At 72.0% G+C, this 22482-nt stretch carries 17 protein-coding genes and 1 pseudogene; 12 read left to right on the top strand and 6 right to left on the bottom strand.

Annotated features, from left to right (window positions below; translation table 11 throughout):
* Positions 1 to 27: 27 nt before the first annotated feature.
* A complete protein-coding gene (locus ACFOVU_RS24695) occupies positions 28 to 258 on the bottom strand; it encodes a DUF7455 domain-containing protein (RefSeq protein ID WP_378537401.1) in 231 nt (76 codons plus the stop codon).
* Positions 259 to 835: 577 nt separating this feature from the next.
* Here ACFOVU_RS24695 and ACFOVU_RS24690 point away from each other — a divergent pair.
* The gene (locus ACFOVU_RS24690; RefSeq protein WP_378537399.1) at positions 836 to 2941 is read left to right on the top strand and encodes a DNA gyrase/topoisomerase IV subunit B; all 2106 of its coding nucleotides are present in this window, start codon (positions 836 to 838) and stop codon (positions 2939 to 2941) included.
* A gap of 172 nt (positions 2942 to 3113) precedes the next feature.
* Positions 3114 to 3578: an RDD family protein gene (locus ACFOVU_RS24685; RefSeq protein WP_378537398.1), complete on the top strand. Its 465-nt coding sequence runs from the start codon at positions 3114 to 3116 to the stop codon at positions 3576 to 3578.
* Positions 3579 to 3795: 217 nt separating this feature from the next.
* Here the strand turns inward: ACFOVU_RS24685 and ACFOVU_RS24680 are convergent.
* The 4 genes and pseudogenes from ACFOVU_RS24680 to ACFOVU_RS24665 all read right to left on the bottom strand — a co-directional run.
* Positions 3796 to 4734, bottom strand: a pseudogene (locus ACFOVU_RS24680) (PLP-dependent cysteine synthase family protein); the annotation flags it as partial.
* A gap of 68 nt (positions 4735 to 4802) precedes the next feature.
* Complete coding sequence (locus ACFOVU_RS24675) at positions 4803 to 5129, bottom strand: tetratricopeptide repeat protein (protein WP_378537397.1); 327 nt, start codon at positions 5127 to 5129, stop codon at positions 4803 to 4805.
* 87 nt (positions 5130 to 5216) lie between these two features.
* Positions 5217 to 5720, bottom strand: a complete 504-nt coding sequence (locus ACFOVU_RS24670) for a beta-class carbonic anhydrase (protein WP_378537396.1) — start codon at positions 5718 to 5720, stop codon at positions 5217 to 5219.
* A gap of 95 nt (positions 5721 to 5815) precedes the next feature.
* Positions 5816 to 8296 (bottom strand): DNA gyrase/topoisomerase IV subunit A, encoded by a 2481-nt coding sequence (locus ACFOVU_RS24665; RefSeq protein WP_378537394.1) that lies wholly within the window; start codon positions 8294 to 8296, stop codon positions 5816 to 5818.
* Positions 8297 to 8831: 535 nt separating this feature from the next.
* On the opposite strand from ACFOVU_RS24665, the gene mbhE reads away from it, so the two are divergent.
* From mbhE to ACFOVU_RS24625, 8 genes are all read left to right on the top strand, one after another.
* Entirely contained in the window at positions 8832 to 11246 is a 2415-nt protein-coding gene (mbhE, locus tag ACFOVU_RS24660) for a hydrogen gas-evolving membrane-bound hydrogenase subunit E (protein WP_378537393.1), read from the top strand.
* Complete coding sequence (locus tag ACFOVU_RS24655; protein ID WP_378537391.1) at positions 11224 to 11820, top strand: MnhB domain-containing protein; 597 nt, start codon at positions 11224 to 11226, stop codon at positions 11818 to 11820. Before mbhE ends, ACFOVU_RS24655 begins: the two co-directional genes overlap by 23 nt.
* Positions 11817 to 12191 carry a sodium:proton antiporter gene (locus ACFOVU_RS24650; RefSeq protein WP_378537390.1) on the top strand — a complete coding sequence of 125 codons (375 nt, stop codon included), beginning with the start codon at positions 11817 to 11819 and terminating at the stop codon, positions 12189 to 12191. Before ACFOVU_RS24655 ends, ACFOVU_RS24650 begins: the two co-directional genes overlap by 4 nt.
* Positions 12188 to 13720: a Na+/H+ antiporter subunit D gene (locus ACFOVU_RS24645; protein ID WP_378537388.1), complete on the top strand. Its 1533-nt coding sequence runs from the start codon at positions 12188 to 12190 to the stop codon at positions 13718 to 13720. The genes ACFOVU_RS24650 and ACFOVU_RS24645 overlap by 4 nt, the downstream gene beginning before the upstream one ends.
* A complete protein-coding gene (locus ACFOVU_RS24640) occupies positions 13717 to 14340 on the top strand; it encodes a Na+/H+ antiporter subunit E (RefSeq protein WP_378537386.1) in 624 nt (207 codons plus the stop codon). Before ACFOVU_RS24645 ends, ACFOVU_RS24640 begins: the two co-directional genes overlap by 4 nt.
* The gene (locus ACFOVU_RS24635) at positions 14337 to 14615 is read left to right on the top strand and encodes a monovalent cation/H+ antiporter complex subunit F (protein WP_378537384.1); all 279 of its coding nucleotides are present in this window, start codon (positions 14337 to 14339) and stop codon (positions 14613 to 14615) included. Before ACFOVU_RS24640 ends, ACFOVU_RS24635 begins: the two co-directional genes overlap by 4 nt.
* Positions 14602 to 14955 (top strand): monovalent cation/H(+) antiporter subunit G, encoded by a 354-nt coding sequence (mnhG, locus tag ACFOVU_RS24630; protein WP_378537382.1) that lies wholly within the window; start codon positions 14602 to 14604, stop codon positions 14953 to 14955. The genes ACFOVU_RS24635 and mnhG overlap by 14 nt, the downstream gene beginning before the upstream one ends.
* A 147-nt stretch (positions 14956 to 15102) precedes the next feature.
* On the top strand, positions 15103 to 17250 hold the full coding sequence (locus tag ACFOVU_RS24625; protein WP_378537380.1) for a RecQ family ATP-dependent DNA helicase: 2148 nt from the start codon (positions 15103 to 15105) through the stop codon (positions 17248 to 17250).
* A 117-nt stretch (positions 17251 to 17367) separates the two neighbouring features.
* Here the strand turns inward: ACFOVU_RS24625 and ACFOVU_RS24620 are convergent, their stop codons facing one another.
* Positions 17368 to 18261: a carbohydrate kinase family protein gene (locus tag ACFOVU_RS24620; protein WP_378538202.1), complete on the bottom strand. Its 894-nt coding sequence runs from the start codon at positions 18259 to 18261 to the stop codon at positions 17368 to 17370.
* 245 nt (positions 18262 to 18506) lie between these two features.
* Between ACFOVU_RS24620 and ACFOVU_RS24615 the strand changes: the two genes are divergently transcribed.
* Both ACFOVU_RS24615 and ACFOVU_RS24610 read left to right on the top strand, forming a co-directional pair.
* Complete coding sequence (locus ACFOVU_RS24615; protein ID WP_378537378.1) at positions 18507 to 21233, top strand: bifunctional acetate--CoA ligase family protein/GNAT family N-acetyltransferase; 2727 nt, start codon at positions 18507 to 18509, stop codon at positions 21231 to 21233.
* Between the two features lie 604 nt (positions 21234 to 21837).
* Positions 21838 to 22413 carry a DUF5998 family protein gene (locus tag ACFOVU_RS24610; protein ID WP_378538200.1) on the top strand — a complete coding sequence of 192 codons (576 nt, stop codon included), beginning with the start codon at positions 21838 to 21840 and terminating at the stop codon, positions 22411 to 22413.
* The last annotated feature ends 69 nt before the right edge of the window (positions 22414 to 22482 follow it).

Genomic DNA, 22482 nt, shown 5'->3' with positions numbered 1-22482 from the left:
CCCGCCGGACGCCTTTCGCTATATGACCTAACGCTCCTCTTCGGCGGACGTGGCCGGGGTCGCCTGGAGCCGGTTCGTCTCGTCCTGGATCTCGGATGCGATCCTGCGGATGGAGTCGTCGTGCTTGCGCATGTGGTGCGCGCAGAACAGCAGTTCGCCACCGGAGTTCAGAACCACTCGGACGTACGCCTGCGCACCGCAGCGGTCGCAACGGTCCACAGCCGTGAGCGGCTGGGTGGGGGCAAGGGTTCCAGTCACTTCGCCTTCCTCAATGCTCGGCGTTAGTCACTCTGCACAACATCTAACCGGACCGAGAGCTTCCCAACCAGCTCTTGTGTACGCCGACAGCGGAATCCGCGTGTTTGTGACGTGGGTCATCCGCCCGGTGGGCGGTACCCGGCCGCCCCCGGGCCGCGGGGTCCCCGTGACCGGCCCGGCCCCCCGACACGCCGGGATTCCGGGCCAATGGGGATCTGCCGGGAGGGTCGGGGCGGAGGTGGTAGTGTCGCGCGTGGTGCGTACGATGGCCCGATCCGCACAGGCCCGGCAGCCACGCGACCCGACACCTTGACACTTCGGGCGACGCGCGGCACGCGCCGCCACCCCGGACGCTTCGCTCCGAGGGGAGGCCGGAGGACGCGGGCCACCCCGGCCCGTCCGGATGACACCGGCGTCGGCCAGGAAGGATGCCCGGTCCTGTCACACTTTCCTGTCACACTCGTGAGCCAGATCAGCCAGCGTCGTGCCCGCCCCTGTCCACTCCGCGTCCACCGCACGCTCCGCCGCCGCGGGGCGTGCGTGCGGCGCCTCGTCCCTTGAAGCAGGAGATCTCCACGTGACCGCCCTCACCGCCGCCGTCAACGAGCCCGAGGAATACTCCGCGCGGCATCTTTCGGTTCTGGAAGGACTAGAGGCGGTCCGCAAGCGTCCCGGTATGTACATCGGGTCCACGGACAGCCGCGGGCTCACCCACTGCATGTGGGAGATCATCGACAACGCGGTCGACGAGGCGCTGGGCGGCTTCTGCACGCGCATCGACGTCCTCCTGCACACCGACGGCTCCGTCGAGGTCCGCGACAACGGCCGCGGCATCCCCGTCGACGCCGAGCCCAAGTCGGGGATGTCCGGTGTTGAACTGGTCATGACCAAGCTGCACGCCGGCGGCAAGTTCGGCACCGGGTCCTACACCGCATCGGGCGGCCTGCACGGCGTCGGCGCGTCGGTCGTCAACGCGCTCTCCGCGCGCCTGGACGTCGAGGTCGACCGCCAGGGCCACACCCACGCCATGAGCTTCAAGCGCGGCATCCCCGGCCGGTTCGCGGCCGGCGGGCCCGATGCGGAGTTCACCTCGCGATCGGGCCTCGATGAGGTCCGCCGGGTGGCCAAGAAGGTCACCGGCACCCGCATCCGCTTCTGGGCCGACCGGCAGATCTTCCTCAAGGACGCCGACATCACCCGGGAGTCCCTGCTCGACCGCGCGCGCCAGACCGCGTTCCTCATCCCGGGGCTGACCATCTCGGTGCGCGACGAGCGCGTCGAGGGCGGGCCGCCCTATGAGGAGGAGTTCCGCTTCGACGGCGGGATCGGCGAGTTCTGCTCCTTCCTCGCCCCCGATGAGCAGCTCAACGACGTCCTGCGGATCCAGGGCACGGGCCACTTCACCGAGACCGTCCCGGTCCTCGACGACCAGGGCCACATGACCCCCAGCGACGTCGAGCGCAAGCTGGAGGTCGACGTCGCGCTGCGCTGGGGCACCGGCTACGAGACCACGGTGCGCTCCTTCGTCAACGTGATCGCCACGCCCAAGGGCGGAACCCACATGACGGGGTTCGAGCGCGCCCTCGTGCGCGTCATCAACGACCAGCTGCGCACCACCAAGCTGCTGAAGACCAACGACGACCCCGTCACCAAGGAGGACGTCCTCGAGGGCCTCTCCGCTGTGGTGACCGTCCGGCTGCCCGAACCGCAGTTCGAAGGCCAGACCAAGGAGATCCTCGGCACCTCCGCCGCCTCGCGCATCGTCTCGTCGGTGGTGGGCAAGGAGCTGAGGACCTTCCTCACCTCCACCAAGCGGGTGGAGAAGCAGCAGGCCCGCGCGGTGCTGGAGAAGGTCGTCAACGCGGCCAAGGCGCGCTTGGCGGCCCGGCAGCAGCGCGAGACCCAGCGCCGCAAGAACGCCCTCGAGAGTTCGGCGCTGCCCGCCAAGCTGGTCGACTGCCGCAGCGAGGGGCTCGACCGCAGCGAGCTGTTCATCGTCGAGGGCGACTCCGCCCTCGGCACCGCCAAGCTCGCCCGCGACTCCGAGTTCCAGGCGCTGCTGCCCATCCGCGGCAAGATCCTCAACGTGCAGAAGTCGTCGGTCGCCGACATGCTGAAGAACGCCGAGTGCGCCGCGATCCTCCAGGTCATCGGCGCGGGATCGGGGCGGACCTTCGACCTTGAGGCGGCGCGCTACGGCCGCGTCATCCTGATGGCCGACGCCGACGTCGACGGCGCGCACATCCGCACGCTGCTGCTCACCCTCTTCTACCGCTACATGCGGCCGATGCTGGAAGCCGGGCGCGTTTTCGCCGCGGTGCCCCCGCTGCACCGGATCGAGCTGACCAACGTCCGCAAAAAGCGCGGGGCCAAGCCCGAGGACCGCTACATCTACACCTACAGCGATGCCGAGCTCCAGCGGAAGCTCCTGGAGCTCGAGAAGAAGGGCATGGGCTGGAAGGAGCCCATCCAGCGGTACAAGGGCCTGGGCGAGATGGACGCCGACCAGCTGGCCGAGACCACCATGGACCCCCGCGTCCGTACCCTGCGCCGCATCCGCGTGGAGCACGCCGAGGAGGTCGCGAAGGTCTTCGACCTGCTCATGGGCAACGAGGTCGCCCCCCGCCGCGAGTTCATTCTGCAAGGGGCCAAGGAACTGGACATGGCGCGGATCGACACCTGAGCCATCCCCGCCCCCTTTGCTGCGCTTTCGAGGGCGCCCGGCCGGTTCGTTGCGGCCGGGCGCCTTTGTGCGCCCCCGGCGCGTTCACCGGACGTAACGGTGCCGCCGTGCTTCAATCACCCGGAGTGATCAAGCCGGTCCGTGGTGCCGGCGCGGGATCGGAGGACGGGCGATGACCTACGTGGAGCCGGGCTACGGCGACCGCGATACCGACGTGGTGGTCCGCAGGGTGGTGCAGTACATCATCGACTCGGTGCTGTCCTCGATCCTGCCGTGGCTGTCCGCCCTGCTGTTCCTGCTGCTGCCGACCCGCTACGACGGATCGGTCGACGACCCCGGCCTCACCGCCGCCGTGTCGCTGTCCGTGGTGGTGCTGGCGATCGTGATCTACGTCGGCTACTGGGTGGTGCTCCCCGCCAAGTGGAACGGGCAGACCCTCGGCATGAAGGCGCTGGGCGTCCGGGTCGTCAACGCCGACGGCGGCGAGGCCGACATGGTGCAGATGTTCGTGCGCTGGATCCTGCTGATCGTCGACGGCCTGGTGGCCGGGCTGGTGGGGCTGGTCGCGATGCTGGTGACCGACCGCCACCAGCGGCTGGGCGACATGGCCGCCCGCACCCTGGTCATCCGCGCCTGATCCCCGGGCGGCGGCGCCGCGGTCAGGTCCCGGGCGGTGGCGCCCACACCCCGGTGCCGAGGAAGGCCTCCAGCGCCTCCGTGAAGGGGGCGAGGTCCATGCCCTTGGCGGCCACCCACGCGTCGTCGTAGTAGCTGTGCCGGTAGCGGTCGCCGCCGTCGCAGATGAGCGTGACGACGCTGCCCTGGCGGCCCTCGGCGCGCATCCGCGCGATGAGGTGCCACACCCCCCACAGGTTGGTGCCGGTGGAGCCCCCGGCGCACAGCCCGGTGACGTCGTTGAGGTGGCGCATGGCGGCGATGCTGGCGGCGTCGGGAACGGGGATCATGAGGTCGATGACCGACGGGACGAAGCTGGGCTCCATCCGCGGCCGCCCGATGCCCTCGATGCGCGAGGGCATGCCGGTGGCGTAGTCGGGGGTGTCGGTGACCCAGCCGGGGAAGAACGCGGAGTTCTCGGGGTCGACCACGGCCAGGCGCGTGTGGTGGCGGCGGTAGCGGATGTAGCGGCCGATGGTGGCGGAGGTGCCGCCGGTACCGGCGCCCACCACGATCCACTCCGGGACCGGGTGGCGCTCCATGGCGAGCTGCTCGAACACCGACTCCGCGATGTTGTTGTTCCCGCGCCAGTCGGTGGCCCGCTCGGCGTAGGTGAACTGGTCCATGTAGTGGCCGCCGGTCTCGGCGGCCAGCCGCTCGGCTTCGGCGTACATCTCGATGGGGACGTCGACGTAGTGGCAGGTGCCGCCGTAGCGCTCGATCAGCGCGATCTTCTCGGGGCTGGTCTTGCGGGGGACCACGGTGATGAAGTCGAGCCCGATGAGCCGCGCGAAGTAGGCCTCGGAGACCGCGGTCGACCCCGAACTCGCCTCGACGATCGTGGTGCCCTCGGTGATCCAGCCGTTGGCCAGCGCGTAGAGGAACAGCGACCGGGCGAGCCGGTGCTTGAGGCTGCCGGTGGGGTGCACCGACTCGTCCTTGAGGTAGAGGTCGATGCCCCAGTCGGCGGGCAGCGGGAACGCGTGCAGGTGGGTGTCGGCCGACCGGTTGGCGTCGGCGACGACCTTGCGGACGGCCTCGTCCACCCATGCCCGCCGCGTGTCGCTGGAGCGGTCGACGCAGGGGTCACGGGGCTCATCGGCCGAGGGTGGTGCCATGACCAGCAGCGTATACGCCGGCGGGCCCGCCCCGGATGGGGCGGGCCCGCCGTGCGCGCGGGGGAGGGTCAGTCGAGGGAACCGCCGGACATCGCGGCGTGCATGCGCCGGTGGGGGGCGGCTTCGTCGTCGCGGCTCTGCCGCTCCAGGGAGCGGGCGAGGGCGATGTGCGCCCAGCTGTCGCAGGGGTCGAGTTCGATGATCCTGCGGAAGGTGTCCTCGGCCTTGGTCAGCTGCGCGGAGTGGAAGTAGGCGCGGCCCAGCAGTTCGAGGACCGAACGGCTGTCGGGTTCCTCCTCGGCCAGCGGCGCCAGGACCTTGGCGGCACCGATGGGGTCTCCGAGCTCGAAGTACATGCGGCCGACGGCGAACGTCTCGTAGGTCGTCTCCTTCACGGGCACTCCCTTCGTCGCGCATCACAACCGTGAGCAGGGGCGTCGTATTCCCGAAGCCCTGCTGTGCGCCGGATGCGGGCCCGCGGTTCAGGCGTCGACGGGGGTCACCGCGCCGGTGTCCACGTCGTAGATCGCGCCTTCGACCGGCAGGCCGTGGGGCAGCAGCGGGTGGTGGCGGATGCGCTGGAGGTCGTGGCGGAGCGCGCCGAGCTGGTCGTTGTCGGTGTGGAATTCCAGGCTGCGGGTGTCGACGCCGTAGGTGGCGTAGATGGTGTCGTGCACCTCGGCGTCGTCGGCGACCGACGCCATTTTGCAGCGGGTGTGCGGCAGCACCAGGACCCGCTGCACGCCGAGCATGTAGACCGCCAGGACCAGGGTGCGCAGGGTGTCGTCGGTGACGCGCGCGCCGGCGTTGCGCAGGATCTTGGCGTCGCCGGGTTGCAGGCCCAGCATCGCCAGCGGCTCGATGCGGGAGTCCATGCAGGTCACCAGGGCGATTCCGCGGGCGGCGACCGGTTGCAGGCCCGCGAGGTGGAACTTGCGGACATAGTCGGCGTTGGCGGTGTAGACGTCGTTGAAGGCGCTGGTCACGTCGGTCTCCTTGGGCGCGCGGTGGACTGGGGCGGCACGGCGGAGCCGCGCGGCCACTGTGGGGGCCGCGCGGCTCCGCCGCAGGTCGCGGCTGGTCAGCCGCCGGTGGGCGGGATGACGCCGGTGTCGGTACGCCCGCTGCCGACGGTGGTGATGGCCCGTATCGGCTCACCGGAGCCGTCGCGGCGCTGGTCGAGGTCGGGGAGGCGGACCGGCTTGCCGTCGGCCCGGTTGGCGCGGGCCGGCGCGCGGCCGATCCAGGCGAACACGAGCACGTCCTCGCCCTTGAGGAAGCGGTGGCAGCGAACGCCGCCGGTGGCCCGCCCCTTGGCAGGGTAGACCTCGAACGGTGTCACCTTGGCGGAGCCCCCGCCCGTTCCGGGCAGGGCCGATGTGCTGCCCGACACGGTGACGACCACGGAGTCCTCGGGGAGGGGCACCGCCCCGAACCACAGGACGCGTGCGTCGTCGGACACCCGGATGCCGGCGACGCCGCCCGCGGGGCGGCCCTGCGGGCGCACGGCGGAGGCGGGGAAGCGCAGCAGCTGCGCCTCGGAGGTGATGAACGCGAGGTCCTCCTCGCCGGTGGCCAGCTGGGCGGCGCCGACGACCCGGTCGCCGTCCTTGAGGTTGATGATCTCGAAGTCGTCCTTGTTGGGGGGCGCGTCCCCGGCGACGCGCTTGACCACGCCCTGTGCGGTGCCGACCGCGATCCCGGCGTCGGTGTCGAGGACCGCCACCGAGACCACCGTCTCGTCGTCGTCCAGGGCGACGAATTCGGTGACCGGCAGCCCGGAGGCCAGCGGCGGGGCGTCGGTGCCCTCATCGGGGATCTCGGGCAGCTCCACCACCGGGACCCGGATGGCCCGGCCGAGGTCGGTGATGATGCCGATGTCGGCGCGCGAGCTGGCCGGCAGCGAAACGGCGATGGCGTCGTGCTGGGTGCGCAGCCCCTCGAACATGCGGGGCACGGTGGCGCCGGTGCTGCGGCCGAGCATGCCGCTGGAGCTGAGCAGCACGTGGCAGGGGACGTCGCTCATCTCCAGGGGGATCACGGCGCTGCGCGTGGCGCCGTCGCTCTCGCGCAGGACGGTGCGGCGCGGGGTGGCGTACTCCTTGGCGACGGCGGCGAGCTCGCCGGAGACCAGCCGGCGCAGCTTGGTGTCGGACTCCAGGATGGCGGTGAGCTCGGCGACCTCGGATTCGAGCTTGTCGCGCTCGGTCTCCAGCTCGAGCCGGTCGTACTTGGTGAGCCGGCGCAACGGGGTGTCGAGGATGTAGCGCGACTGGGTGTCGGACAGCTCGAAGGTGGTCATGAGGCGCTGGCGGGCCTGCGCGGTGTCCTCGGAGTCGCGGATGAGCGCGATGACCTCGTCGATGTTGAGCAGGGCGATGAGCAACCCGGCCACCAGGTGCAGGCGCTCCTGGCGCTTGGCGCGGCGGAACTCGCTGCGGCGCCGCACCACGTCGAGCCGGTGGCCGACGAACACCTGGAGGAGTTCGCGCAGCCCCAGCGTCTTGGGCTGGCCGTCGACCAGCGCGACGTTGTTGATGCCGAAGGACTCCTCCATCGGCGTGAGGCGGTACAGCTCCTCAAGGACGGCCTCGGGGTTGAAGCCGTTCTTCAGCTCGATCACCAGCCGCAGGCCCTGGTTGCGGTCGGTGAGGTCCTTGAGGTCGGAGATGCCCTGGAGTTTCTTGGCCTGCACCAGCTCCTTGATGCGGCTGACGACCTTCTCGGGGCCGACGCTGTAGGGCAGCTCGGTGACGATCAGCCCCGTGCGCCGCGGGGAGACGCGCTCGATGGAGACGGTCGCCCGGGTGCGGAAGGTGCCGCGGCCCTTGGTGTAGGCGTCGCGGATGCCGTCGAGGCCCGAGATGCTGCCGCCCGTGGGCAGGTCGGGGCCCGGGACGAACTCCATGAGGTCGTCGAGGGTGGCATCGGGGTGGGCGATCAGGTGCCGCGCGGCGGCGATGACCTCGCCGAGGTTGTGCGGCGCCATGTTGGTCGCCATGCCCACGGCGATCCCGGAGGCGCCGTTGACGAGGAGGTTGGGGAAGGCGGCAGGCAGGACCTCCGGCTCCATCTCCTGGCCGTCGTAGTTGGGCCGGAAGTCCACGACGTCCTCGTCGATGGAGGACACCAGCAGCTCCGCGGCGCGGCCGAGGCGGGCCTCGGTGTAGCGCATGGCCGCGGGCGCGTCGTCGCCGCCGAGGGAGCCGAAGTTGCCGTGGCCGTCGACCAGGGGAACGCGCATGGCGAAGGGCTGGCTCAGCCGCACCATGGCGTCGTAGATGGCGCCGTCGCCGTGCGGATGCAGCTTGCCCATGACCTCGCCGACGACGCGGGCGCACTTGACGTGGCCGCGGTCGGGGCGCAGGCCCATCTCGTTCATCTGGTAGAGGATGCGCCGCTGGACGGGCTTCATCCCGTCGCGGGCGTCGGGCAGCGCCCGCGAGTAGATGACCGAGTAGGCGTATTCGAGGAAGCTGCCGCGCATTTCCTCGGACACGTCGATGTCGATGATCTTCTCGGCGAGGTCCTCGGGAGGTGGAGGAGACGTAGTACGGGCCATGCCGGTAATTCTGGCCCGACCGGATGACCATCGCGAACCAAGGGGGCGGCCCGCGGGGCGCGGGGCGGCTGAAGGCCGCCGTATGGGAGGGCGTTAAGATCCCGTCAAAATGCGCGAAGAGGCCGCCCCTGTGGGCGGTTCGCGCCATTCGGGAACGGGAGGGTGCCTACCGTGAGTGATCGTAATCGGGACACGCCCGGCCGCCGCACCGCTTCGGCGTGGCGCGCCGTGCCGGGCCGTTGCGGGCATCCGGTGAGATCAAACACGGTGATATCGGGAATTCTCGACCTGGGGTGTCTGCCCGCGGACCCTGTCTCCCCTGGTAAGGAGGGGGAACTACACAGAGTGAATATCCCGGCGGCCGGTGAGAGGGCGGCGGATGGTACACCCGATCACGGCGTAGTCAAGGCGCGCGGCGAGATGGCGGCTAACCTTTGTCGTGTCCCGTCTGCACGCCAACGCCCCGTCCCGCCCGTACACCGCCCGGTGGTGACTGAAGCACACTTCCGGTCCGATCGCCGATAACGACGTGTATATGCTGCTGCCCTTCATCCTCGCGCTGCACGCCGCCGTCGCCGTGCTCCTGCCGTCCCTGGTGCGCATCCTGGGACCGCGGGCGTTCCTCGTGGCCGGTGTCCCGCCCGCGCTGTCCGCCGCCTGGGTCCTCACCCAGGCCCCGTCCATCGTCTCCGGCACCCCCGCCACCGCCTCGTTCGCCTGGGTCCCCGCCCTCGGCATCACCTTCGACTTCCGCGTGGACGCGCTGAGCCTGGCCATGGTGGTGCTGGTCAGCGGCGTCGGGTCGGTCATCTTCTGCTACAGCGCCGCCTACTTCCACGCCTCCGAGCGGGGGCTCGGGCGGCTCTCGGCCATTCTCGTCCTGTTCGCCGGGGCGATGCTCGGCGTGGTCACCACCGACAACCTCTTCGCCCTCTACGTGTTCTGGGAGCTGACCTCGGTCACCTCCTTCCTGCTGGTCGGGCACGACGACCGCAAGGAGACCGCCCGGCGCGCCGCCACCCAGGCCCTCGTCACCACGGCCGGGTTCGGCCTGCTGATGCTCATCGGGTTCGTGGTGCTCGGCGCCATCGGCGGCACCTACACGATCTCCGAGCTGGTGGCCGACCCGCCCGTCGACAGCCCATGGCTGCCGGTGGCGCTGGTCCTCATCCTGGCGGGCGCGTTCGCGAAGTCCGCCCAGGTCCCGCTGCACTACTGGCTGCCCGGCGCCATGGTCGCCCCCACGCCGGTGAGCGGCTACCTGCACGCGGCGGCCATGGTCAAGGGGGGCGTCTACCTCGTGGCGCGCCTGGCCCCGGGGTTCGCCGACGTCGACCCCTGGCGCGCGCTGGTCCTCTCCTTCGGCGTGGCGACGATGATCGTCGGCGGCTGGCGGGCGCTGCGCCAGGACGACCTGAAGCTGCTCCTGGCGCACGGCACCGTGAGCCAGCTCGGCTTCCTCATCGTCCTCGGCGGCGCCGGGACCCCCATCGCGGCCACCGCCATGATCGGCGTCCTGATCGCCCACGGCTTCTTCAAGTCCACCCTGTTCCTGACCGTCGGCGTGATCGACCACCAGACCGGAACCCGCAGCATCGGCCGGCTGACCGGAATCGGCCGCCGGATGCCGGCCCTGGCGGTGGCGGCCACGCTGGCCGCCGCCTCGATGGCCGGGCTGCCGCCGCTGATCGGCTTCGTCGGCAAGGAGGCGGCGCTGGAGGCGTTCGTCCCGGGCCACGCCGGCGACCTGTCCGACCCCGCCGCCCTGGCCGTGCTCACCGGCCTGGTCATCGGCTCCATCCTCACCTTCGCCTACAGCGCGCGCTTCGTGTGGGGGGCGTTCGCCGACAAGGCCACCGTCTCCGAGCGCAGGTTCAAGGCGCCCTCGGCCGCGTTCGTCGCCGCACCGGTGCTCCTGGCCACGGTCAGCGTGGTGCTCGGCTTGGTGCCCGCCATCATCGACCCCTTGGCGCAGAGCCACACGGCCCTGCTGGTCGACGTCTCCGGCTACAACCTGGCCCTGTGGCACGGGTTCACCCCCGCGCTGGCGCTGACGCTGCTGATCGTCGCCGCCGGTACCGCGATGTTCGCCAAGCGCCGGGCCGTGGCGCGCCTCCAGAACGCGATGCCGCGCTGGCCCGACGCCGAACTCGGCTACCACCTGTTCATCCACGCCGTCTACTCCACCGCGCTGAGCGTCACCCGGCGCACGCAGAGCGGGTCGCTCCCGGTCTACCTGGGCATCATCCTGGCCACGCTGCTGGCGCTGCCCGGGGTCCGCCTGGCGGCGGCGCTGATCGGCGGCGACGTTCCGCTGCCGCAGGGCGCCGACCTCCGGGCCTGGGACAGCCCGCTGGAGGTGGTGATCGCCGCGGCCGTCGTGGTGGCCGCGGTCGCCACGGTCCGCGAGCACCGGCGCTTCGCCGCGCTCATCCTGATCAGCGCGCTGGGGTTCGGGGTCGCGGGGCTGTTCGTCCTGCACGGGGCGCCCGACCTCGCCCTGACCCTGGTCCTGGTCGAGACCCTGACCACGATCATCCTGGTCTTCGTGCTGCGGCGGCTGCCGGCGACCTTCAGCGTGCGGCCCGACGGCTGGTCCAAGCGGCTCACGGTGCTGCTGTGCTCGGCAGCGGGCACCTTCATCGCGGTCTCGCTGTGGCTCATGACCGCGGCCCGCACCGACCCGCCGATCTCCGCCGGCTTCACCGCCCTCGCCGAGCAGACCGGCGGCCACAACCTCGTCAACATCATCCTCGCCGACTTCCGGGCGCTGGACACCTTCGGCGAGATCGTCGTGCTGGCGACCTCGGCGGTCGCGGTGGCCTCCCTGGTCCTGCTCAACCGCCGCGACCGGGTCGTGGAGGAGCCGGAGGACACCGAGGAGCCCGAGTCCGGGGACAGCGGCGACGTCAAGGAAGGGAGCGCCCGTGAGCACCAGGGACAGCCGTGACGAAGCCGCACCCCCCGAGGACTGGGAGGCGCCGCGTGAACGCTGGCTGAGCACCGCGGTCCGCCCCGCCTTCGGCCCCCGCTCGGTGCTGCTGGAGGTCGTGGCCCGGCTGCTGATCCCCGCGATCCTCACCTTCTCCGTCTTCCTGCTGGTCTCGGGGCATGACCGCCCCGGCGGCGGGTTCGCCGGCGGCCTCGTGGCGAGCATGGCCTACGTGCTGCGCTACATCGCCGGCGGGCGCCATGAGCTGGCCGCGGGGCTGCCCATGCGCCCCAACGGCCTGCTCGCCATCGGGCTGTTCCTCGCCTGCGCCACAGCGGCGTTCCCGCTGCTGATCGGCGGCCCGATCCTGGAGGTCCACACCTTCACCGCGGCGCTGCCGGTCTTCGGCGAGGTCAAGTTCGCGAGCTATCTCGTCTTCGAATCGGGGGTGTTCCTCATCGTCGTCGGTCTGGTCCTGTCCGTCGTGGCATCACTGGGTGCCCGCATGGAGGCGGAGGAAGAGGAGGCACGGGCCGAGAAGGCGCGCGAGCGCGTCCGGCGCCCGCGCTTCACCGGAGGGGGCGGCGCATGACCCCGCCCGGCCTCCTCCTCGTCGTCACCGTCGCGGTCCTCTACTCCAGCGGCTTCTACCTGCTGTTGCAGCGCTCCCTGATGCGCGTGGTCTTCGGCATCCTCATCCTGGGGCACGCGGCGAACCTGTCGCTGATGCTGACCGACACCGCCATCACGCTGCCGCCGCTGCTGACCGGCCAGGAAGGGCAGATGTCCGACCCGCTGCCGCAGGCCATGGCGCTCACCGCCATCGTCATCACCTTCGGCGTCACGACGTTCCTGCTCGCCCTCGCCTACCGCGTCTGGCTGGGCGATGACAACGACGAAGTCCCCGCCGACCTGGAGGACGCGCGCATCGGCCGCCTGACCGAGCCGGAGGACTCCTCGTGAACGCACTGCTCGCGGTGCCCTTCCTGGTCCCGCTCCTGGGGGCGGCGGCGACCCTGCTGATGCGGCGCAGCCCGCGCTCGCAGCAGGTCACCAGCGTCCTGACGCTGGCGGCCGTGGTCGCCGACGCCGCCCTGCTCCTGTACCGCACCTCCGACGGCACCGTGCTCACCAGCCAGGCCGGCGGCTGGCAGGCGCCGCTCGGCATCACCGTCGTGGCCGACCCGCTGACCGCGCTGCTGCTGCTGGTGTCCTCGTCGGTCCTGCTCATCGTGCTGCTCTACGCCATCGGGCAGGACATCGGCGGGCTCAGCCGCGCGATGCCCCAGGTGTTCCACCCCATCTACCTGGTGCTCACCGCGGGCGTGTGCCTGAGCTTCCTCGCCGGGGACCTGTTCAACCTCTTCGTCGGCTTCGAGATCATGCTGACCGCCAGCTACGCCCTGATCACGCAGGCGCCCACCCGCGAGCGCGTGCGGGCCAGCATGATCTACACGGTCGTCAGCCTGACCTCGTCGATCCTCTTCCTCACCGGGATCGCCCTCGTCTACGCCCTGACCGGCACGGTCAACCTCGCCGACATCGCCGGCAAGCTCGGCACCGCGCCCCCGGCCCTGAGCATGGTCCTGGCGCTGATGTTCCTCGTGGTCTTCGGGATCAAGGCCGCCATCGTGCCGATGCACTTCTGGCTGCCCGACAGCTACCCGGTGGCCATCACCCGCATCTCGGCGATCTTCGCCGCGCTGCTGACCAAGGTCGCCGTCTACGCGATCATCCGCACCCAGACGCTGCTGTTCGGCGGCGACGACATCTCGTCGGTGCTGCTGTGGATCGCCATCGCGACCATGATCGTCGGCATCCTCGGCGCCCTGGTGCAGGACGACATCAACCGGGTCATGTCCTTCGCCCTGGTGAGCCACATCGGGTTCATGATCTTCGGGCTGGGGCTGAACTCGGTCGCGGGCATCGCCGGGGTGGTGATCTACCTGGTGCACCACATCGTCGTCCAGGCCACGCTGTTCCTGGTCAACGGCCTCATCCGGCAGTACGTCGGGCACACCTCGCTGCGGGCAGTCCGCGGCCTGACCACGGTGTCGCCCGCTCTGGCGCTGTTCTTCTTCCTGCCCGCGATGAGCCTGGCCGGGCTGCCGCCGATGTCCGGCTTCATCGCCAAGGTCGCGCTGTTCGAGGCCGGCGCCGAGGCCGGCGGCCGCCTGGTGTGGCTCGGCATCGCCGCGGGCGTGGCCACCAGCCTGCTCACGATGATGGCGATCTTCCGCATCTGGGTGCGCGGGTTCTGGGGCACCCCGATGCCCGACATGGTCGAGGCCCGCGAGCAGCTGCGGCGCGGATCCAACCGCGGCGGGCTGCGGATGATGACCATGATGACCGGCGTCATGGTCGGGGTCGGGCTGTTCGTGGCCTTCGCGGCGGGCCCGCTGGCCGAGATCGCGTTCACCGCGGCACACGACCTGCTCGAAGGCGGCGCCTATGTCGAGGCCGTGCTCGGCGGAGGAGGGACGACGTCATGAGTGAGGCGACGGGCACCGTCCCGATCCCCGAGACCCGCTCGGCGCTGCGGCGCCTGGCGGGCCGCCTGCCCACCGTCATCTGGCTCACCCTCATGTGGGTCATCCTGTGGGGCGACCCCAGCCCCGGAACGGTGATCGCCGGGGCCGCCGTGGGCTCGGTGTGCTACGCGGCCGCCAAACTGCCGCACATCCCGGTCCGGCTGGGCTTCCACCCGGTGTACGCGCTGAAGCTGGGCGGGTACATCCTCACCGAGCTGATCGTGTCGAGCGCGCGCGTGGCCGTGCACGCCCTGTGGCGCCCGCGCCTGATGCGCGGCGCGATCGTCGCGGTCCCGATGCGCACCGACTCCGACTTCCTGCTCGCCGCGGTCAGCGCGGGGCTGTCGCTGGTCTCCGGCAGCCTGGTCATCGAGCTCAACCGGGACCAGGGGATGGTCTACGTCCACGGCGCCCCCATCGACTCCGAGGCCGCGGTGGAGCGGCTGCGCCGCCAGGTGCGCCGCACCGAGGAGCTGATCGTGCGCGCGTTCGGGACCCCCGCCGACATCGCCGAGTTCGAGCGGAGCGTCCCCGAGGGGGAGCCCGCGCAGGGCGGCGGAAGCCGAGAGGAGGAGCGGTGACCATCCTGGACCACGCCTACACCGCCGCGTTCGTGATGCTGGGGCTGGCCGTGCTGTGCACGCTGTACCGGCTGGTGCGCGGGCCGTCGGTGCTCGACCGCATCGTCTGCCTCAACGCCCTGTCGGTGCTGCTGGTCAGCTTCATCGCCGTGGAGGTCGCCCTGCGCGGCGACACCGCCTACATCGGGCTCATGGTGGCGATCGCCCTCCTGGGCTTCGTCGGCACGATCACCGCCACCCGTTTCGCCGAGAGGAGGGCCCATGACCGCGACTGACTGGATCACGGCCGTCACGCTGCCCCTGGGGGCCCTGTTCACCCTCGTCGGCACCATCGGGCTGGTGCGGTTCCCGACCCTGCTGGGCCGGATGCACGCCGCCACCAAGCCCGACACCGTCGGGCTGTTCCTGATCCTGGTCGCCGCGGCCTTCCAGCTGCCCGATGTGCGCTCGGCGGTGCCCCTGGGCCTGGCGGCGCTGTTCCAGGCGGTCACGGTCCCCGTCCTCGCCCAGACCCTCGGCCGCGTCTCCTACAGCCGCGGCATGGTCGACTCCGAGCGCCTGGTCACCGACGAACTGGAGGAGGCCGTCCGCACCACCCGGAGGCCATCGCGGTGAGCCGGGCCGGCGGACCCATCGGCTGAGCGGGGAACCCCGCGGAGCGGGCCGGAGGGGCGCGGGAAGCCCCGGGCTGAGCGGAGAACGCAGAACTTCACCTGTGGACGGCGGGCCGGGCCGGGGCTGGGTTTCTGGTAGCAAAGAGGCATGGCTACCTCCGTGCCCCCCGAAGCCGCGCTTGCGACCTCCGCCGGCCTGCGCGATGACGCCGAGCGCCACCTGCGCGCGCTCGCCGGCGAGACCGCCCGGCTGCGCGACGACCAGTGGACCGCCATCCACGCCCTCGTCGCCGAGCACCGGCGGGCGCTGGTGGTGCAGCGCACCGGGTGGGGCAAGTCGGCCGTGTACTTCGTCGCCACCGCGCTGCGCCGGGCGCAGGGGGCGGGCCCGACCGTCATCATCTCGCCGCTGCTCGCGCTCATGCGCAACCAGATCGCCGCGGCCGAGCGCGCCGGCATCCGGGCTCGCACCATCAACAGCGCCAACCTCGCCGACTGGGAGCGCACCTACGCCGACATCGCGGGCGGCGAGGTCGACGTCCTCCTGGTCAGCCCCGAACGCCTGAACAACCCCGACTTCCGCGACCGCGTCCTGCCCGAGCTCGCCGCCGGGGCCGGCCTGGTCGTCATCGACGAAGCCCACTGCGTCTCCGACTGGGGCCACGACTTCCGCCCCGACTACCGCCGCATCCGCACCCTGCTCCAGGAGCTGCCCGCGGCCGTCCCCGTGCTCGCCACCACCGCCACCGCCAACGAGCGCGTCACCCGCGACGTCGCCGAGCAGCTCGAGATCGGCGACGACTCCTCGACCCTCGTCCTGCGCGGCCCGCTCGACCGCGAAAGCCTGCACCTGGCCGTCGTCGACCTGCCCGACAGCGCGGCGCGCTGGAGCTGGCTGGCGCAGAACCTCTCGGCCCTGCCCGGCTCGGGCATCATCTACACCCTCACTGTCGCCGCCGCCACCGAGACCGCCGCGTTCCTGGAGTCCCGCGGCTTCACCGTCGCCTCCTACAGCGGCCAGACCGACCCCGAGGACCGCCAGCGGGCCGAGGACGACCTCCTGCACAACCGCGTCAAGGCCCTGGTGGCCACCAGCGCGCTCGGCATGGGCTTCGACAAGCCCGACCTCGGGTTCGTCCTGCACCTGGGCGCCCCGCAGTCGCCCATCTCCTACTACCAGCAGGTGGGCCGCGCCGGCCGCGGTGTCGACCGCGCCGAGGTCGTGCTGCTGCCCGGGCGCGAGGACCGTGAGATCTGGGCGTACTTCGCGCGGCTGGCCTTCCCGCCCGAGGACACCGTCCGCCGCACGCTCGACGTCCTGGCTGCGGCGGGCGAGCCCGTGTCGCTGCCGCGCCTGGAGACCCGGGTCGACCTCGGGCGGGCCCGCCTGGAGCAGATGCTCAAGGTGCTCGACGTCGACGGCGCGGTGCGCCGGGTGCGCGGCGGCTGGACCGCCACCGGCGCCCCCTGGCACTACGACGCCGACCGCTACGCCGCGGTGGCGGCCGCGCGCGAGCGCGAACAGCGCGCCATGCTCGACTACATCGCCACCGATTCCTGCCGCATGGAGTTCCTCCGCCGCCAGCTCGACGACCCCGGCGCGGCGCCGTGCGGGCGCTGCGACCGCTGCACCGGCCGCACCTGGTCCACCGACATCGACCCCGCCCACCGCGACGCCGCGGCGCACCACCTCGACCGCCCCGGCACGGCGATCGCCCCGCGCAAGCAGTGGCCCACCGGAATGGCCGACCTCGGGATCACCGCCTCCGGCAACATCCGCCTGGCTGTGCGCGCCGAGGAGGGCCGGGCACTGGCCCGCCTCACCGATGTCGGGTGGGGCACCGCGCTGCGCGCGCTCCTGGCCGACGACGCCCCCGACTCACCCGTGAGCGACCGCGTCTTCCAGGGGGTGGTCGACGTGCTGGCCGCCTGGCCGTGGGAGCGGCGCCCGGCCGGGGTGGTGGCCATGCCGTCGCGGACCCGGCCCGTCATGATCGCCGACCTCGCCGAACGGCTCGCCCGGATCGGCCGGCTGGTGCCCGTGGGCACCCTGTCCTACACCCGGCCCGACGGCCCCGGTGCGCGGCGCCACAACAGCGCTCAGCGGCTGGAATCCGTCTGGCGGGCCCTGGAGGTCGGCGAGCCGCTCGCGGCGGGGCTGCGGGAGCTCGACGGCCCGGTGCTCCTCGTCGACGACCACACCGACTCCGGGTGGACCCTCACCGTGGCCGCCCGCCTGCTGCGCGAGGCCGGTGCATCGGGGGTGCTGCCCCTGGTCCTGGCGAGCCGTGGGTGAAGGTTCCACGCTCAGCCCGCGGGGCACGCGAAGGAGGCCGATCCGGCCGGCACCGCGGCCGGTTCGGGCCCGCAGCAAGAGGGAGAACGGAGAGGGAGGAGGGGGAGAGACGAACGGTCAGGCGTCGCCGAGGTCGGGGCGGGCGCCGGGCTGGTGCAGGGCGCGCGCGGCCAGGCGCTGCGCCGCCGCAAGGGCGTCCTTGGGGTGCTTGCCGGTCAGCCACGACGGCAGGAACCCGGCCATGAACGCGTCGCCCGCGCCGATCGAGCCCGGCGAAGGCTCCACCGGCTCGGCCGGCACCACCACGATGTCGTCGCGCGTCTTGGACGCCCACAGCGCACCGGCGTCGCCCAGCTTGATCACGACGTTGGGGTACCAGGCGGTGAGCACCTTGGCCGCCGCCTCGGCCTCTTCGCGCCCGGTCAGCACGGTGGCCTGGTCGACGTTGGCGAACAACAGGCGGGCGCCGTTGGTCCAGTCGAGGAAGTTCTCGGCACCGGCGCGCTCCAGCGGGGCGTGCGACCCGCAGTCGACCGAGATCGACATCCCGGTCTCGCGTGCCATGCGCAGCGCCACGCGCGCCGCGCGGCGGGAGTGCTCATTGATCAGGGTGTAGCCCGAAACGTGCAGGTGGCCGTCGGGGCCGAACACGTCGCGCGGCAGGTCCTCGGGCTGGAGGCGGGCGTTGGCGCCGGGGTCGCTGAGCATGGTGCGGTCGCCGCGGTGGGTGATCATGACCACGCAGGTGCCGGTGGGCCGCTCGGGGTCCATGACCACGCGGGAGTCCATGCCATAGCCCATGAGCTCCATCTCACGGGTGCGGCCTGTGATGTCGGAGCCGCGGCGGCCGACGAACGTGGTGTCGGTGCCCTCCATGGCCAGCCACGCGGCCACGTTGGCGCCGCTGCCGCCGCCGTAGGTGATGACCGAGGCGGGGGTGTCGCTACCGCGCGCGAGCGGGTAAAACGCCCGTGCCACGGCGTCGGTCATGAGATCGCCGATCACGACCACTCGTGCCATTACCTCATCCACCACCTTGCCGCCCCGGAAACCGGGGGTCCCGCCTGCGATTTCACCCTGAATCCTGTGTCGTCAAGAGACGTTAACAGGTCCAGGGGAGACGGCGGGTAACGAAGTTGTGGCAGAGCCGGGCGCCCCGGGCGGCCGGGCCTGCGCGTCCCCGCCCGCCCGTGCGCACGCGCTGACAGGGAGTGGGCTACGCCACGATCGGGCCGATCTCGTTTACTCTCAAAACCGTGCAGTCATACCCGAACCACTGGGAAGCCGACGTCGTCCTGACCGACGGCGGAACCGCGCATCTGCGCCCCATCTCCCCGGACGACGCCGATCTCCTGCGGGAGTTCCACTCCCGGCTCTCGCCCGAGACCATCTACTACCGGTTCTTCGCGCCCTACCCCAAGCTGTCGGCGCGCGACGTCAAGCGGTTCACCACGGTCGACTACGAGGACCGGGTGGCGCTGGTGGCGACCATCTCGGGCGTCATGGTCGCGGTGGTGCGCTACGACAAGGTCACCCCCGAAGAGGCCGAGGTCGCCTTCGTCGTCGAGGACGCCCACCAGGGCCGCGGGCTGGCGTCGGTGCTGCTGGAGCACATCGGGGCGGCCGCCCGGGAGCGGGGGGTGCGCAAGTTCAGCGCCGACGTCCTGCCCGAGAACCGGCGGATGATCAACGTCTTCCGCGAGGCCGGGTACGTCGCCCAGCAGACCTTCGACGAGGGGGTCATCCGCCTCACGCTCGACCTCGCCCCCACCGACAGCGCCCAGGAGGTCATGCGCGCCCGCGAGCAGCGCGCCGAATCGCGCTCCATCGCCCGGCTGCTGTTCCCGGGGTCCGTGGCGGTCATCGGCGCCAGCCGCACCGCGCACACGATCGGCCAGACCGCGCTGCGCAACCTGCTCGCCGGCGACTTCCAGGGCCCGGTCTACCCCGTGCACCCCGAGGCCGCGGCGGTCGCGGGGGTGCGCGCCTACCCCAGCGTGCTCGACATCCCCGACCAGGTCGACCTCGCCGTGGTCGCGGTGCGCGCCGACATGGTGCCCGACGTCGTCGAGGAGTGCGCGCAGAAGGGCGTGCACGGCCTGGTGGTCGTCAGCTCCGGCTTCGGCGAGTCCGGGCCCGAGGGCCGCGAGCGCCAGGATGCGCTGGTCAGCATGGCGCGCGCCGCGGGCATGCGGGTCGTCGGCCCCAACTGCCTCGGGATCGCCAACACCGACCCCGCGGTGTCGCTGAACGCCACCCTGTCGCCGTACGTGCCCCCGCGCGGGCCGATCGGCTTCTTCTCCCAGTCGGGCGCCCTGGGCCGCGCGATCCTGCAACGAGTCGCCGAACGCGGCATGGGGCTGTCCACCTTCGTCTCCGCGGGCAACCGCGCCGATGTGTCCGGCAACGACCTCGTGCAGTACTGGCAGGAGGACCCGGCCACCGAGGTCGTGCTCCAGTACCTGGAGTCGCTCGGCAACCCGCGCAAGTTCACCCGGCTGGCCCGGCGCCTCGCCCAGCAGAAGCCGGTCGTGGCCGTGCGCAGCGGCGGCTCCTCCCAGGGCGTGCCCACCGGGCACGCGGCCGGCGCGCTGGCCCTGCCCGACTACGCGGTGACCTCCCTGTTCCAGCAGGCCGGCGTCGTGCGCGTCGACGACATCACCCAGCTCTTCGACGTCGCCCAGCTCTTCGCCTACCAGCCGCTGCCCAGCGGGCCGCGCGTGGGCATCCTGGGCAACTCCGACTCCCTGGGGCTGCTGGTCAAGGACGCCTGCGTGCGCTCCGGGCTCAAGCCGCACGAACCCGTCGACCTCGGCCCCAAGGCCACCGCCGACGACTTCGACGCCGCGCTGACCACCGCCCTCGCCGACGATTCCGTGCACGCCGTGGTCGTGGTGTTCATCCCCGCCCTGACTCCGATCTCGGGCGACGTCGCCGAGGTCATGCGGGCCAAGGCCGCCACCGCCGACAAGCCCATCATCACCACCTACCTGGGCTATCAGGGGCTGCCCGAGGAGCTGCGGCGGACCGGCCCCAACGGCGAGACCGCCCGCGGGTCCGTGCCGTCCTACCCCGCGCCCGAGGACGCCGTGCGGGCGCTCGCGCACGCCACCCGGTACGCCATGTGGCGCCGCCGCGACCCGGGCCGCCACCCCGAGCTCCCCGACATCGAGGGGGCGCGGGCCCGCGAGATCATCGACCGCACCCTGGACAAGGCCGACGACGCCCCCGAGGCGCCCCACGGCGTCTGGTTCACCAGCGAGCCGGTGCACAACGAGGAGACCGCGGTCGCCACCGACACCGCGCACGACCTGCTGCGCTGCTATGGAATCGACGTGTGGCGCGACATCCCCGTGGCGTCGCCCGAAGCCGCGGTCGCCGCGGCCGAGGAGCTGGGCTACCCCATCGTCGTCAAGGCCAACGCCCCCGACCTGCGGCTGCGCTCCGGCGGCAGCGGTATCCGGGCCGACCTGCGCTCGCCCGCCGACGTGCGCAGCGCCTACACCGCCCTCCACGACCGGCTCGGCGACGAAGCGATGCTCGTCGTGCAGCGCATGGTGGTGCCGGGGGTGCCCACCGTGATCCGGGCCGGCGAGAACCCGTCGTTCGGCTCGGTCGTGGGGTTCGGGCTGGGGGACGTGACCGCCGAACTGCTCGACGACCGGGCATTCCGGCTCGCGCCGCTGACCGACACCGACGCCTCGGACCTCGTCCACGCCGTGCGCGCGGCCCCGCTGCTGTTCGGCCTGCCCGCCGGGGCGACCTCGCTGGCCGAGCAGCCCGATGTGGAGGCGCTGGAGGTCCTGCTCATCCGCGTCTCACGCCTCGTGGACTCCTTCCCGGAGGTCGCCCACGTCGACCTGGACCCGGTCATCGTCAACGCCGAGGGCGCGCACGTCCTGGGGGCGCGCCTGTGGCTGCGCCGGGCGCCCGAGGTGCGTCCCGACTCCGGCCCGCGGCGCCTGCGCGGCGTGACCTTCTGACACCGCGCGGGCGACCGCGGGGATCCGGCTCACGCGGGTTCGGGCTCGGGCTCGCGCTCGGGCGGGAACGGCCCGGGGCGGCGCTCCGGCTCGGGCTCGGGCATCGGGGGCTCGGGCGGCACCGGCATCGGGTCGGGAGGCAACGGACCCGGGGTGGGCGTCGGCGGAGCGGGAGGCGGTGGAACGGTGGCTTCGATCATGCCGGGGGCCCTACCCGCACGCGCCTGCCTTATCCATGGGTCACACTCGCCTCCTCCCTCTGCTCCGATGGCCCTGCGGGCGGGGGCCTTCGGCCGTTGGCAGGGCCGCCTGCGCTCGCTCGTCGGCTCGCCGTGACGGATCCATGGGCCGCACTCGCCTCCTCCCTCTGCTCCAACGGCCCTGCGGGCGGGGGCCTTCGGCCGTTGGCAGGGCCGCCTGCGCTCGCTCGTCGGCTCGCCGTGACGGATCCATGGGCCGCACTCGCCTCCTCCCTCCGCTCCAACGGCCCTGCGGGCGGGGCTTTCAGCCGGCGGTGCCGCCTGCGCTCGTTCGCCGGTCGCCCCCGCAGGTGCGATCTGTCGCCGGAAGGAGGCAGGATGGAGGTATGAGGAAAACCCGTGCCGTGTCCACCGACTGGCGCTCGGAGATCGAGCGCAGCGGTTACTACCCCGGTCTCGTGATCGACGCCGTCGCCACCGCCCTCGGCGGCGAGACCGCCGACGCCTTCGTCGTCCACCACGAGGCCACCTTCGACCCGGCGATGGAGATGCGGCGGCACATCACCGTCCTGCTGCTGACCCCCACCCGGCTGATCGTCTGCCACACCGACGAGCACGCGCCCGCCGAGGACGGCGGCCGCCCGCACGCCTCCACCACGACCGACGCCATCCAGATCGGCAACATCCAGTCGGTCGCGCTGACCCGGGTCGTCTCCGACCCCGCCAACTACGTCGCGGGCACCATGCCCAGCGAGGTCGTGCTGAGCATCAGCCTCAACGTCAACTGGGGCGCCATCGCCCACATCGACCTGGAGCCGGCGTCCTGCGCCGACGAGTCCTGCGACCTCGACCACGGCTACACCGGCGCCATCACCGCCGAGCCGCTGACCCTGCGCGTCAGCCAGACCGCCGACGGCCCCGAGCCGGTGGCCACCATGGTCAACTTCGCCAACGTGCTGTCCGAGGCCACCACCCGTTGACCGTCGAGAGGGGACCGCGAGATGCCGCCCACGCCGCCCGTGACGTCGACTCCGGTGGTGGCGGCCACC

The sequence above is a fragment of the Nocardiopsis sediminis genome (assembly GCF_042650565.1).
Taxonomy (GTDB): domain Bacteria; phylum Actinomycetota; class Actinomycetes; order Streptosporangiales; family Streptosporangiaceae; genus Nocardiopsis_B; species Nocardiopsis_B sediminis.
Note: the sequence above shows the minus strand (reverse complement) of the source record. Positions and strands in the feature narration are given on the sequence as shown.